A 13,164-nucleotide genomic window follows, 5' to 3' on the forward strand; every position below is an offset into this window, starting at 1 on the left:
CCGGCCCACTTGGCACAGACGCGAAAGACCCCATCCACTCGCAAAAAGCGAACTGGATGGGGTCTTTCAGTCGGTGTCTAAACACCAACCAGAGTCATTGACGCGCCGCTAGGCGCAGCAACTACTTCAGGACGACGGTGCCGCCAACAGCTTCGATATCAGCCTTGGCCTTCTCAGCGTCTTCCTTCTTGGCGCCCTCGAGCAGGACTGACGGAACACCGTCAACCTTCTCCTTGGCTTCCTTGAGGCCCAGGCCGGTCAGGGCGCGAACGGCCTTGATAACCTGGATCTTCTCGGAGCCGAAGGACTCAAGAACTACGTCGAACTCGGTCTGCTCTTCTTCAGCAGGTGCATCGGCGCCCGGAGCAGCAGCAACTGCAACAGCAGCCGGAGCAGCAGCGGTAACGTCGAACTCCTCCTCGAACATCTTTACGAAGTCCGAGAGCTCAAGAAGTGTCATTTCCTTGAACTGTGCAATCAGTTCATCATTTGTCATTTTCGCCATGATTTTTCCTCCCACAAAACGAAACTTAGTTTGCTAGGCCACAACCATCCAGGCATCTAACCAAAGACGGTCCGGGAACAGCAGTTCCTTACGCGGCTTCTTCCTGCTTTTCCCGCAGCGCATCGGCCAGACGTACCACCTTGACGGGCAGTGCCTGGAATGCGTATGCAGCCTGCGAAATCTTGGCCTTCATTGCGCCGGCAGCCTTAGCCAACAGCACCTCGCGGGACTCAAGATCAGCGAGCTTCTGTACTGCTTCCTGTGACAGAGCAGCACCTTCCATCGCACCTGACTTCAAAACCAGCTTGTCGTTCTGCTTTGCGAAATCGCGCAGAACCTTTGCTGCCTCAACCGGTTCACCGGTCACGAAAGCAATAGCGGTCGGTCCATTCAGATCTTCTTCGAGGAAATCGAATCCAACCTTCTTGGCAGCCAGAGTTGCAAGGGTGTTCTTGACAACGCGGTATTCGACGCCTTCGCCCAGAGCACGACGCAGATCCTTCATCTGTCCAACACTCAAACCACGGTATTCAGTCAGAAGGACCGCCCCGGAGTCCCGGAACTTGTCCGTAAGCTCTACAACTACGGCATCTTTATCCATCTTCGCCATCTTCCACCTCCTGACATTCAATATTCACCAAACGGTTTACGCCGCCGTAAATGCAAAAATCCCGGAACGCTAGGCGCGCCCCGGGCAATCCAGATCTCTGGAGCAGGCATTCCGGATAAATCCAGTCCACACTGCTGCTCGTTTCACACCTACGTCGGTAACTTTCAGTTCCCACATCTTCACGAATGAGGATGAATCGGGAAACACCTACGGTCTTCGGCTTTGGTTAGCGTAGCAGGGCGCGGGGGTGCGACAAACCCCCGCGGAACGTAATCAGCGGTGAAGCTGCCCACAGTCCCCCACGCGGGCTACTTGGCGGGCCGGGCTTCAGGCGGCAGACCGAGGGTTCCCTGCGCAGCCACTGAACCGTACCAACCGCCCCCTTTACCGCGAAGCAGATAGCCGACCCCGACCGCCAGAAGCGCACCCGCAAGCGGACCAACCACGTAGACCCAGTAGGAGGTGAAGTCCAGGGAGGCCAGTGCCGGACCAAACGATCTGGCGGGGTTCATCGAAGCCCCGGAGATAGGGCTGGCCCACATGCCCGCCAGGGCGATGTAGCTGCCGACCCCAACGGCACCGATGATGCCGATGTTCTGGGCTCCGGATGCTGTTCCGAGGATGATGGTGACGAGGCCGAAGGTGAGGATGAACTCCATCAGCACGGCCTGAACATCACTGAACCCGGCTGCCGGGTAGTTGCCGCCGTGGGAGGCCGAGACCCCGAGGACGGCCGTGAGGAAGTAGGCGGCAGCTGACGCACCGAGAATCTGGGTGACGACATAGGGAACCACCCTGGGCCAGGGAAAGTCACCGCGCAGAGCAAACGCCAGGCTGACCGCCGGGTTGAGGTGTGCGCCGGACACCTTACCGAAGGCCATGATGATCGCCATGACCATCATGCCCGGGGCAATCGTCGCCACAGCCCTCTCCACCGATCCCTCAACAGCCACATTCATCATGGGGCCACCAGCCGCAACCAGGACGAGGAAGAATGTGCCGACAAACTCGGCCACAATCCGTCTTGGACCTCGCTTGGGGTCCTCAAAGTTGCTGAAGACCTGGTCGAGGTCGGTGACCTCACCAAGCGCTGACGCCTTGATGCGCTGAGCTGAGCCGACCGGGGCATCCAGGGCCGCGAGGACGGGGACCTTCGGCTTATCGGTAACGTGGGGGGCCCCGGGTGAATCCGTGCTCATCCCGCCCTCATCAGGCTGCGTTGATGCGTCAGGGGTGTCCATCCCTTACTCTCTCCTTGAAACTAGGCAGTGTTCGGCGGGTTAGGACCCGAAGCGAATGAAAGCCCTGGTGGCATGGTCGAGGTCGCGAATCTCCTTGAAGCCAAGCGACTCGTAGAACAGCCGCTGCCGGGCTTCATCATCTGTAAGGAGGACCTGTTGGCGCACGTTCTTGTAGGGAGCGAAAACCTCTTCCATCAGCCAGCGTCCCACCCCCGTGCGCTGCCACTGGGGACGGACCAGCACGTCCTGTAGATAGACGATGGTGAAGCCGTCTCCGACGATACGGGCCAGGCCGACCAGCTGTCCGCCCTCATCCCAAGCGGTGGCGACCCGCAGCGAGTTCTGCACCCCCTGACTGAGGGCCTGGGGGTTGGCTGTATACAGGCTCCAACCCACGGAATCGTAGAGGCTCACCAGCTCTGCTGTAGTGGGCATGCGGCTGGTGCTAATAAGCGTTTCAGCCATGTTTTGACTCCCCTCCTCTGCAACCGGCTAACGTTGACGTATGACAATGCAGACTTGGAATGATGTTCGTTCGCAAACTCTTGATATGGCAACATCTTGCACCGTTTTCACGCCGGAGTCGATGGGAAGGCCGGGCGCGTCGGACCCCGCCCTCCTCATTCTCCTTCACGGCCTGACTGGAAACCACGCCGTTTGGGCCGTGAGGACCGATCTTCAGGCCCTGGCGGACAAACACCACATGGTGATCGTCCTCCCCGACGGAGAACGGTCGTTCTGGATCGATCAGGAGTACGGGTTGAAGTGGGGAACGTGGGTGGGAGAAGAACTTCCGGCCCTGGTTCGCCGCACCATGCGAGTCAGTGACACCCGCGCCAAGACCTTCATCGGAGGACTGTCCATGGGGGGTTATGGCGCTTTCCGCGCGGCTTTTGACCACCCCGAAACCTTTGCGGGCGCCTTCTCCCTCTCCGGCGTCCTTGACGTCTCAGAAGATGCCTTCCGCACCCGGCACGGCGACCTCTACGAGATCGGCTTCGGCAACCCCGATTCGCCCCGCCCCCAGGATGACCTGGTGGAACGCCTGAGAAACAAGAAGCAGGTGACCCGCCTGCACCACTCTCACTTCTTTGCCTGCTGCGGTGAGGATGACGCTCTGATCAACATGAACCGCGTGTTCGTCGATGCCGCCAAAGCGGTTCACCTCAACCTCGTCTACCGCGAATCGGCGGGCGAGCATAACTACAGGTACTGGAATGAGTGGCTGCCCGTCGCCCTCGACAAGATTGTCGGCCTGCCTGACCAGTAGGTCGACTCGGCCCTTCAAAACTAGAAGTCCACGCTGCAACATTACTACTTGACACATACTACGTCTGTCGTAATACGCTAGACGTAATGTTGTGGTGCTAAGGGGTTCTCCCCGCCCGGCAGAAATGCAAACCTACCGGGCGAAGGAGGACCCCTTTTGATTAGCGCCGACTCGATCCGCGGCTACATCGACATCCTGATTCTCTCGCAGCTGGTCGAAGAGCCCTCCTACGCCTACGCCATGGTCAGCACCATCGCCCAGGTCTCCGGAGGCCTCTACACCATCAAGCAAACCACGCTCTACTCTGCGCTCAAGAGGCTTGAAGCCGCCTCTCTGGTCGAACCATTTGCGCAGGACTCAGAGTCCGGGAAGACCCGGACCTACTACCGAATCACGGCTGTTGGGCGCTCCGCACTGGCTCAAAAGTGCGCCGAGTGGCAACAGACCAAGGCGGTCGTCGACCGCTTTGCGGAAGGACTTTGCTAATGGACATTATCGACAACTACCTGGACGTCATGTTCAGCTCCTACCCCCACACCCCCCAGGTTGCGGAGGCGAAGGCTGAGTTGCGGGCCATGATGGAAGACGTTTACAACGGGGCGCTTTCGGCGGGGAAGAGCCAGACCGAAGCAGTGGGTCAAGCGATCGCAGAGTTTGGCAGCATCGAAGAGGTCGCTCCCCTGCTGGGGATGGGAGCTCTACCCGGCGCTGCCCCAGAAGTTTTGGTGGGTGAGGAGACCGGAGCCTACCGGCAGATTCCGGCCCAACTCCCTCTCGCGCTTCCCCCAATTTCGCTGCGTCAGGCGCAAAACTTTGTGGAGGTGCGCAGGCAAACCCGCTGGATGCTGGGATGGGCGGTGGCCCTGTTCGTCCTCGGGTCCGTTCCCCTACTCTCCCTCAGTATCGCCACTTCCAACCCAAACTTTGCCCTCACCGGGGCTCTGGCGGGGACCCTCGGGATAGCCGTCATTATCCCGACGGTTGCGGCCGGGGTCGGCATGCTGATTTGGCGTAGTCAAAAACTAAAGCCCTTCAACCTAATCAATGAGGGGCGCGGTACGACTACCCCCGAAGTAGAGGCCTATGCCTACCACCTGATGGATAGCAACGCAGCCAGTCGCACCAGAGCGCTAGTCATCGCAGTCGTTCTGTGGGTCCTGGCCGGCTTGCCACTGATTGTCGCCGGCGTCTTCACCCAGGAGATGCCCCAGATCAAAGCAGACCAGTACATCGCCGTAGGGATGGCTGCGACCCTCATTCTTGTGGCGGCCGGACTGCTGGTCTTCCTGCCGGCCAACTGGGCTCACTCGGCTGGAAAGAGACTCACCGCCGAGGGGCTCGCTGAGGTGCGCTCAGAGAACTACAGCGATGTGGACCGCTATCCGGCGGGAGTACGCGGGTTCTTCGCAGGCTACTGGCCGCTTATGGTTGTCCTCTACCTGTCCTGGAGTTTTGTCGGAAACGCCTGGGGTATCTCATGGATCATCTGGCCGATAGCGGGTGTCCTGTTTGCTGCAATCGCGGCTGTGCTAGCGGCCGTCTACCCGGTCCCCCGAGAACAGCGTTCCCGCTAGGGGAACCTGAGAGCACTGAAGGTCCGGCACCAGGTGGTGTCGGACCTTCAGTTTGATGTCAAACGAGCAGTTACGCCGCTGCCTCATCCTCTTCAACCAGCGCCCGGGTCTTGGTGGTATCAACTGGGATACCGGGACCCATCGTGGTGGAAACGGTGATCTTCAGGACGTAGCGACCCTTGGCCGTGGTCGGCTTCAGTCGCAGCAGCTCCTCTAGGACGGCCGCGTAGTTCTCAGTCAGAGCCTTCGCGGTGAAGTCGGTGTTACCGAGGACGAAGTGGACGTTCGCGTGCTTGTCAACACGGAACTCGATACGGCCACCCTTGATGTCCTTGACAGCCTTGGCCACATCCATGGTCACGGTGCCGGTCTTCGGGTTGGGCATGAGGCCACGGGGACCGAGGACACGACCGAGACGGCCGACCTTACCCATCATGTCCGGGGTAGCAACTGCAACGTCAAAGTCGACGTAACCCTTGGCTACCTTTTCAATCAGCTCGTCGCCACCGACCTCGTCAGCGCCGGCCTCTTCAGCCTGAGTTGCCTTCTCACCAACGGCGAAGACCAGGACCCTAGCGGTCTTACCGGTGCCGTTCGGCAGGCTGACGGTGCCACGGACCATCTGGTCCGCCTTGCGGGGGTCAACGCCCAGACGGACGGTGCCCTCAACAGTTGAGGGGAACTTCGTTACTGAAGTCTCTTTAGCGAGCTTCATTGCCTCAAACGGGCTGTAGAGAACACCGGGAACGATCTTCTCTGCGGCTGCCCGGTACTTCTTCGAGCGCTTTGCCATTCTGCTTTTCTCCTTGCAGTTGTGGTGAAACGGGCTGCGCGGCCCTACCACCTAAGTTCTGTTGTCCTGAGTGATCAGGCTTCGACGGTGATGCCCATGGAACGGGCGGTGCCTGCAATGATCTTCATCGCCGCTTCAACGTCGTTTGCGTTCAGGTCGACCTGCTTGGCTTCAGCAATCTCACGAACCTGCGCCTGGCTTAGCTTGCCAACCTTGTCGGTGTGAGGGGTTGCGGAACCCTTGCCAACTCCCGCTGCCTTCTTGATCATCTGCGAGGCCGGAGGCGTCTTGGTGACGAACGTGAATGAGCGGTCCTCGTACACGGTGATCTCAACGGGAACAATGTTGCCGCGCTGTGATTCAGTTGCCGCGTTGTAGGCCTTGCAGAACTCCATGATGTTCACGCCGTGCTGACCAAGAGCCGGACCAACGGGCGGCGCAGGGTTGGCTTGACCGGCGGGAATCTGGAGCTTGATCAGCCCAGTAACCTTCTTCTTCGGTGCCATAGTTTTTTGGGTCCTTCACTACTAATGCATCACTCTTCACACCCGGTTGATCCCGCGGTTACGGGGTAATCCAGAATCTGAAGAGCCGCCTCATAATGAGGCGTTCACGCGCGCTGACAATGACGCACGCAAGCTGCGATTCTACTCGCCTCAGGGGCCCGCAACGAACCCCCGTGGGCGACTTCACTAACTACTTGTTGAGCTTCTGCACCTGATCGAAGCGAAGCTCAAGCGGCGTCTCTCGCTCAAAGATGGTGACCAGCACCTTGAGGCGCTGTGTTTCAACCATAATTTCGGAAATCTCTGCGGTCAGCTCAGCGAACGGCCCATCGGTGACCCGCACGATCTCACCAACCTCCCAGTCGATGACAGCCGGGGCCGCCTTCGCCGCCGCGGTCTTAGCCGCTTCCTTACCGACCAGGAGGCCGGGGGCAAGCATGTTGATAACCTCTTCAAGGGGAAGGGGCATCGGGTTGTACTGGTCGCCCACGAAGCCGGTGACAGCGGGCGTCTCCTTGATTACGCGCCACAGCTGCTCATCCATCTCATCGTCGTAACCGGTGCCCTGCATCTGGACGAGGACGTAGCCCGGAATGCGGCAGCGCATGACCTTCTTGCGCACCGTGTTGCGGATTTCCACGACCTCTTCCATGGGAACCTCTACGCGGGTGATCCGGCGCTGCAGATCCTCATTTTCAACGCGACGCTCAAGGTTTTCCTTCACCTTGCGTTCGTGACCCGAGAAGGTGTGAACAACATACCAGTCGCCCCCCTGGTCCTCAAACTCTTCGCGGAGCGCCTCGAGGGGATCCATCTCTTCCTCAGGCTGTGCGGGGTGAATCTCGGACTCTCCGACCTCGTCCTCAGCAATCGCCTTGGCTGCCGCTGCCTCTTCGGCCTCAGCATCCTCATTCACTACCTCTGGACCAGCCGGAGCCGAACCGTCAGCGTCGTCAAACCCCTGTAGCTGCGCATCCACGGCTGCCACCGCATCAACGTCGTCATTCATGTCAACACCGCTGAAAATTTCGTCGGCCATTGCCCGTCCTCCCGATTACCTGTGCTCCGTCAGTCACGGGCACGTAAGTGCAGTTTCAAAAAACCCGCCTGCAGATTCCTGCTGGCGGGTTCTTGATTACTAACCAAATACTAGCTTAGACAACTCTTTCGAACCAAGATCTACGAGGCCGGTGAAGAGCATCATCAATGCCACAAAGACTATGACCACAAGGAAGTAGGTCCACAGCTCTTCCTTAGAGGGATAGGTGACCTTCTTCATCTCAGCCACAATCTGGCGGACAAACAGCGCGATGCGCTGGAAGATGTTGGGCTTGGATTCAGCAGGACGGTCATCACGCTTACGGGTGGCACCGGACTTGGTCCGGTCCTTGGGCGCCGCCGCACCATTCAGATTCGCCTCTGGCAACAGCTCACCATCACCGGGAAGGCTGGTTGTCTGGCTCATATCGATCTCCAGTGCTCGTCCATTAACTGGTTCCTAGACTAGCAACGGAACCCCCACAAGGAGCAGGGCAGGCGAGACTCGAACTCGCAACCGCCGGTTTTGGAGACCGGTGCGCTACCAATTGCGCCACTGCCCTACACACTTTCCCGGGATCACCAGGCAAGTGCTTGACCGAGTGTAATAGCGCCGTGGACCGCTGTCTAATCCGCCCGACTCCCCAGCACCCACGCCCCGTAGAAATTGGCCGAAAACTGGGAGGAAGACGATCTGTAGTTTCCAAATTTGTGTCCAATGCAACCTTGGGGACAATCATCTGGCAACCTTAGGTCATGAGTAAAAAGCCGATTCACCGCGTCTCCAAGAGACTCTCAGCCATCACACCCTCAGCGACCCTTGCTATTGACGCCAAGAGCAAGGCACTCAAGGCAGCCGGTCAGCCAGTGATCAACTTTGCACCGGGCGAACCAAACTTTGACACCCCACGCAACGTGGTTGAGGCCGCACTGGCAGCAACCGAGGATCCGACCTCGTACCGTTACACCCCGGGTAACGGCCTGCTAGCCCTTCGTGAAGCGGTCGCCCAGTCGATCGGCGTGTTTGGCAATGCGGTTCCTGCCGCGACCGACGTCCTCATCACCAACGGTGGCAAGCAGGCGGTCTACCAGGCTTGCGCGGCGATCATTGATGAGGGCGATGAGGTGCTGCTCCCAGCCCCCTACTGGACCACCTACCCCGAAACCGTGAAGCTGGCCGGTGGCGTTCCCGTGGACGTTGTTGCCGATATCTCCACCGGATACAAGGTCACGGTTGAGCAGCTTGAAGCCGCGCGCACCGACAGGACCATCGCCCTGATCTTCTGCTCGCCCTCGAACCCAACCGGTGCGGTCTACTCACCCGAAGAAGTCACCGCGATTGGCAAGTGGGCCCTTGAGAACGGCATCTGGGTCATCGCAGATGACATCTATGAGGCCCTCGTCTACGACGGGGTCGAGGTACTGCCGATGTACCGCGCGGTTCCGGAACTGGCAAACCAAATGGTCGTCCTCAGCGGAGTCGCCAAGAAGTACGCCATGACGGGCTGGCGGGTGGGCTGGATGATCGGCCCCAGCGATGTCATCAAGGCCGCGGGGGCGCTGCAGTCACACCTGACTTCCAACGTCAACAACATTGCCCAGAAGGCAGCCATAGAAGCCCTCACGGGCCCCCAGGGAGCCGTCGAAGAGATGCGGGAGGCCTTTGACCGGCGCCGCAGACTGATCGTCTCGATGCTGCGGGAAATTCCTGAGTTTGACACCCCGATGCCCGAGGGCGCCTTCTATGTCTACTCCTCGGTAAAGGGGGCGCTGGGACGCGAAATCAACGGAAAGGTTGCCAACACGTCATCAGAGCTGGCTGACCTCATCCTGGACGAAGCGTTAGTCGCCGTGGTTCCGGGTGAAGCATTCGGTACCCCCGGTTACATTCGGCTCTCCTACGCAGTTTCTGACGAGGATCTCATCGAAGGAATCACCCGCATCCGGAAACTGCTCGCCTAGGCGCAGGCACCCGCGGCGGTTATGGAAGACTTGAAGCATGAGTTCGAAGCACAGTTACCCCGAGTTGTTCTCCGCGCCGGCTCCGCTTACGGAGCCCCGTGGCACGGTCCTTCTAGCCCACGGCTTTGGTGAACACCGGGGCCGCTACACCCGCTTCATCACCGCGCTGAATGAGGCCGGTTACGACGTGTGGAGCTTCGATTTCACCGGTCACGGCACCACGTCCGGGCGACGCGCCACCGTGGATGTCCGGAAACTGATCGGAGAGCACATTGAGGTTCGACGTGAGGTGCTGAAGCTGGCGAGGACGCCTGAGCTGCTTCTGTTTGGGCACTCCATGGGAGGGTTAATCACCCTGGCTTCAACTCTGATCAACCCGACGCGGGTGGTCGCGGTGGCCGTCACTGGGCCAGCCCTGGCCCCCCGCCCCCCTGTGGCCTCCCTGGTTGCCTCTCTCGGGGCACGGGTGGGCGCTCTGCTGCCCTGGGTCAAAACCGTCAGCCTGGACACGAACCTGCTGTCGCGGGACCCCGAAGTCATCTCGGACTATGAGGCCGATTCGCTGGTGTTCCACGGTCGCGTTCCCCTTCTGACGGGCGCATCCATGGCCACCCAGGGGCGCCAGACCATCGATCACGCCAAGATCCTGGCCCGACCCGTCCTCATCCTGCACGGTGAGGCCGACGGACTGGCGGATGTGGCCGGTTCAATCGAGTTCGCAGAGAACGCTGCCGATCTGGTTGAAATTAGGACATTTGAGGGCGCCTACCACGAGCTACTCAATGAACCCGAGCAGGGGATCTACACCGAGGCGGTCATCGACTGGTATAACCGGTGGTCGTAGGCGAAAGGGGTTCCCGCAGGGACCTCGTCACCCTTCCCAAGGCACACCTTCACCTTCACTTCACCGGTTCCATGCGCCCGGCCACCATGCTGGAGCTCGCTGAGAAACAGGGGGTGCGCCTGCCCGGGCACCTGCTGGAACAGGACCCCCTGACGGTTCCCGCCGACGCACGCGGTTGGTTCCGATTCCAGCGTTCCTACGACTCCGCCCGCTCCCTGGTCCGCTCCGAAGAGGTTATGCGTCGCGTGGTTCGGGAGGCTGCCGAGGACGATGCAGCGGAAGGGTCCGTGCGCCTGGAGATACAGGTCGACCCCACCTCCTACGCCCCCTACGTCGGGGGAATCACCCCGGCCCTGGAGATCGTCCTCGACGAAGCGAACACCGCCACGCGCGAGACCGGAGTGGAAGTTGGTGTCATCGTTGCTGCCTCCCGCACCCGACACCCGCTCGATGCACGGGTCCTTGCCCGCCTCGCGGCCCAATACGCCGGAGACCAACCGGGCGAAGTCATTGGCTTCGGCCTCTCCAATGACGAACGAACGGGTTCAACTGCCGAGTTTGCCAACGCATTTCAGATCGCACGTCGCGCCGGTCTGGCCCCGGTCCCCCACGGCGGCGAACTTCTCGGGGCAGAGTCGATACGTGAAGTCGTCAACCACCTGGCCCCCCAGCGCCTCGGGCACGGGGTGCGGGCCAGTGAGGACCCGGAGCTCCTGATGCGACTGATTGACGACGGGATTGCATTCGAGATCTGCCCGTCCTCCAACGTCTCTCTGGGGATCTTTCAAGAACCGGCTGAGCTTCCCCTGCAGAGTTTTCTCGAGGCCGGAGCCACCATCGCCCTCAGCGCGGACGATCCCCTACTGTTCCGGTCCCGTCTGGTTGACCAGTACAGAACTGCGCGCGACGTTCACGGACTTTCAGACCGGCAACTGGCCAATCTGGCCCGTGACAGCATTGACGCCTCCATGGCCTCGAAGGAGTCAAAGCAACGCTGGCGGGGACAGGTCGAGCAGTGGTACTCCGAGCCTCAGACAGGTGACAGCAGAGCGGTCCAGGGCGCCAGGTAGAGGATGGCCACCCCGGCCAGCGCATACACAAGGGCATCTGACCAGCGGTTACGAGCAGAGAACCACGGGCGGCCGGGCCAGGCCAGGCGCAGCACTCCCATAGCGACCATGCCGAATCCAAGAAGAACACTGGCGGCGTAGGGGCGCTCTAACAGTGCCAGGAGGACAACTGCGATGACACCCAGGATTGCCCCGACGGCCGTAATGACTCCGAACACCAGCGAGGCGTTCTTCGATGCCCCCTGCTTACAGCCGGGCAGCTCAGGTCGGGACGGGGCAGGCTGACCGTCCTCGACACCCGCACCTGCGCTAGTCACCAGATCCCTCCTTTGCTGGACCCTTGAGGGCCGCACGGAACCTGCGACCCAGTTGCATTCTTGCACCATCAGCTGTCGACGTGTCTGCGGAGTTGGCGTCGACCTCAACCTCACCGGTCGGTTCATCATCTTCAACCGGTGGGGCAACGGCGACTTCTTCCCCGGCATCGGCAGTTTTATCCTGCTGCGACTCACGCACCCTGCCAAACCCCTCCGCCACGTAGCGGCGCGTTTCGGGGTGCAGGGCAAGTCCGGAGATCAGGGCCACCCCACCGATCAACCCGCTGAGCGCCAACCAGGTCAGGGGCGTGGGGCCCAACTCTGCGAGCAGTCCCCCTCCGAGTCCGCCGCGTGAGGTCTGCATCCACAGGAACACAAGGAGGGCGAAGACCGTGAGCGCGACCCCTCCCCTTCGGGCTGAATCGGCCAGGGTGAGGCGAGCCGTCGTCACGGAAAAGAACACACCGAGCAGGATCCCCAGGAGGGCAAGCAGCAGGGTGACCCACACACCGGGAGCAGTCACCGGGATCGTCGCGACAATGGGCAGATAGACGGGGATGTCCTCCGCAATCGGCGTGCTGGCACCCACCACCACGCCGGTGAGGACGGTGAAGCCGGTGCCTGCCATCCACGCCAACGCGCAGGCCAAAAAGAGCGGCAGGTACATGGCTTGCAGCAGTCCCAGGCCAAAGTTCCCGGTGGTATCAAAGCCGAACATTGAGGTTGAATCGAGCACGCCCTGCCACGAGGTGGTCAGGGTTGCGATGAATGCAATGAGGGAAACTCCGGCGGTGACCGCCAACCACAGCAGCGCGGTCCGCACCCCGATCCAGATCCAGCGCTGCCGCTTGGCCCAGCGGGGAAACTCCCCGGTCTGCCTGGCAACTCCCCACCCCACGGCGAGCAGTCCCAGAAGGAGGGCGCCGAGAAGAGACCACCAGATGCTCACCTGTGCACCGGTGGCAAGCAGGATGATGACAACAGTCAAAAGGTAAAACGGCAACGACATCCACAGGGCGGCAGAACCAAAGTTGCGCCCGGTAAGCAGCAGGGCGCGGTAGAGGACGAGCTGCACCAGGGTCCACGTCAGTGGGACCAGACTGACAGTGAGGCCCCCGAAGGTGGCGGATGCCCCCAGGGTGGTGGCCCAGAACTCGGTGCCCGCCCGGCTGGCGCCCCCAATGGTCTGCTCGCGCAGCCATGGGTTTGAGGCCTCAACCAGGAAAGCCACCGCAAAGAGCAGTGCGGGAACCAACCAGCCCAGAAGGGCCGCCTCAATGCCCGCAAGCGCACTTCTCGCCCACCCGGGGGGAAGGGAGATGGTCAGGGTTGGGCGTTCGCGATAGGTTGCCTTTTCGCTGGCGCCCAACCCCTCGGTGTCCTGGTTCGTGCTTGCGGTACTCATTCCCTCAATCTTCGACCCTCAGTGGGAAG

The 13,164-nt window shown here is 60.8% G+C and carries 16 protein-coding genes and 1 tRNA gene; 6 read left to right on the forward strand and 11 right to left on the reverse strand.

The features are described 5' to 3' along the window. Positions 1-121: 121 nt before the first annotated feature. From rplL to CS903_RS08290, 4 genes are all read right to left on the reverse strand, one after another. On the reverse strand, positions 122-505 hold the full coding sequence (gene rplL, locus CS903_RS08275) for a 50S ribosomal protein L7/L12 (RefSeq protein ID WP_099333090.1): 384 nt from the start codon (positions 503-505) through the stop codon (positions 122-124). An 88-nt stretch (positions 506-593) separates the two neighbouring features. Continuing rightward, positions 594-1,115 (reverse strand): 50S ribosomal protein L10, encoded by a 522-nt coding sequence (rplJ, locus tag CS903_RS08280; protein WP_099333091.1) that lies wholly within the window; start codon positions 1,113-1,115, stop codon positions 594-596. 308 nt (positions 1,116-1,423) lie between these two features. Continuing rightward, a complete protein-coding gene (locus CS903_RS08285) occupies positions 1,424-2,356 on the reverse strand; it encodes an MIP/aquaporin family protein (protein WP_207203794.1) in 933 nt (310 codons plus the stop codon). Positions 2,357-2,395: 39 nt separating this feature from the next. Further along, positions 2,396-2,821: a GNAT family N-acetyltransferase gene (locus CS903_RS08290; protein WP_099333092.1), complete on the reverse strand. Its 426-nt coding sequence runs from the start codon at positions 2,819-2,821 to the stop codon at positions 2,396-2,398. A gap of 40 nt (positions 2,822-2,861) precedes the next feature. Here CS903_RS08290 and CS903_RS08295 point away from each other — a divergent pair, with 40 nt between their 5' ends. The 3 genes from CS903_RS08295 to CS903_RS08305 all read left to right on the forward strand — a co-directional run bounded on the left by CS903_RS08295 (position 2,862) and on the right by CS903_RS08305 (position 5,200). Then, the gene (locus CS903_RS08295) at positions 2,862-3,626 is read left to right on the forward strand and encodes an alpha/beta hydrolase (protein ID WP_099333093.1); all 765 of its coding nucleotides are present in this window, start codon (positions 2,862-2,864) and stop codon (positions 3,624-3,626) included. Positions 3,627-3,782: 156 nt separating this feature from the next. Continuing rightward, positions 3,783-4,112 (forward strand): PadR family transcriptional regulator, encoded by a 330-nt coding sequence (locus CS903_RS08300; protein ID WP_099333094.1) that lies wholly within the window; start codon positions 3,783-3,785, stop codon positions 4,110-4,112. After that, positions 4,112-5,200 carry a permease prefix domain 1-containing protein gene (locus CS903_RS08305; protein WP_099333095.1) on the forward strand — a complete coding sequence of 363 codons (1,089 nt, stop codon included), beginning with the start codon at positions 4,112-4,114 and terminating at the stop codon, positions 5,198-5,200. Before CS903_RS08300 ends, CS903_RS08305 begins: the two co-directional genes overlap by 1 nt. A gap of 70 nt (positions 5,201-5,270) precedes the next feature. Here the strand turns inward: CS903_RS08305 and rplA are convergent, their stop codons facing one another. The 5 genes from rplA to CS903_RS08330 all read right to left on the reverse strand — a co-directional run bounded on the left by rplA (position 5,271) and on the right by CS903_RS08330 (position 8,100). Beyond that, on the reverse strand, positions 5,271-5,993 hold the full coding sequence (gene rplA / locus CS903_RS08310; RefSeq protein ID WP_099333096.1) for a 50S ribosomal protein L1: 723 nt from the start codon (positions 5,991-5,993) through the stop codon (positions 5,271-5,273). 74 nt (positions 5,994-6,067) lie between these two features. Beyond that, a complete protein-coding gene (gene rplK / locus CS903_RS08315; protein WP_099333097.1) occupies positions 6,068-6,499 on the reverse strand; it encodes a 50S ribosomal protein L11 in 432 nt (143 codons plus the stop codon). Between the two features lie 190 nt (positions 6,500-6,689). Beyond that, on the reverse strand, positions 6,690-7,538 hold the full coding sequence (nusG, locus tag CS903_RS08320) for a transcription termination/antitermination protein NusG (RefSeq protein WP_242491820.1): 849 nt from the start codon (positions 7,536-7,538) through the stop codon (positions 6,690-6,692). A gap of 99 nt (positions 7,539-7,637) precedes the next feature. Further along, positions 7,638-7,964, reverse strand: a complete 327-nt coding sequence (gene secE, locus CS903_RS08325; protein ID WP_099333098.1) for a preprotein translocase subunit SecE — start codon at positions 7,962-7,964, stop codon at positions 7,638-7,640. Positions 7,965-8,027: 63 nt separating this feature from the next. Continuing rightward, positions 8,028-8,100, reverse strand: a tRNA-Trp gene (locus tag CS903_RS08330). A gap of 193 nt (positions 8,101-8,293) precedes the next feature. Between CS903_RS08330 and CS903_RS08335 the strand changes: the two genes are divergently transcribed. The 3 genes from CS903_RS08335 to CS903_RS08345 are packed head-to-tail and all read left to right on the forward strand — an operon-like array spanning position 8,294 to position 11,413. Then, complete coding sequence (locus CS903_RS08335) at positions 8,294-9,499, forward strand: pyridoxal phosphate-dependent aminotransferase (protein ID WP_099333099.1); 1,206 nt, start codon at positions 8,294-8,296, stop codon at positions 9,497-9,499. Between the two features lie 37 nt (positions 9,500-9,536). Next, the gene (locus CS903_RS08340) at positions 9,537-10,343 is read left to right on the forward strand and encodes an alpha/beta hydrolase (RefSeq protein ID WP_099333100.1); all 807 of its coding nucleotides are present in this window, start codon (positions 9,537-9,539) and stop codon (positions 10,341-10,343) included. Then, a complete protein-coding gene (locus CS903_RS08345; protein ID WP_099333101.1) occupies positions 10,334-11,413 on the forward strand; it encodes an adenosine deaminase in 1,080 nt (359 codons plus the stop codon). The genes CS903_RS08340 and CS903_RS08345 overlap by 10 nt, the downstream gene beginning before the upstream one ends. On the opposite strand, the gene CS903_RS08350 is transcribed toward CS903_RS08345, so the two are convergent. Both CS903_RS08350 and CS903_RS09395 read right to left on the reverse strand, forming a co-directional pair. Further along, entirely contained in the window at positions 11,374-11,730 is a 357-nt protein-coding gene (locus CS903_RS08350; RefSeq protein WP_164996718.1) for a DUF3017 domain-containing protein, read from the reverse strand. The two genes, CS903_RS08345 and CS903_RS08350, sit on opposite strands and share 40 nt — an antisense overlap. Continuing rightward, positions 11,723-13,135: a cell division protein PerM gene (locus tag CS903_RS09395; RefSeq protein ID WP_164996719.1), complete on the reverse strand. Its 1,413-nt coding sequence runs from the start codon at positions 13,133-13,135 to the stop codon at positions 11,723-11,725. Before CS903_RS09395 ends, CS903_RS08350 begins: the two co-directional genes overlap by 8 nt. Positions 13,136-13,164 lie beyond the last annotated feature (29 nt).

The sequence above is a fragment of the Actinomyces minihominis genome, from assembly GCF_900187855.1.
Lineage (GTDB): Bacteria > Actinomycetota > Actinomycetes > Actinomycetales > Actinomycetaceae > Scrofimicrobium > Scrofimicrobium minihominis.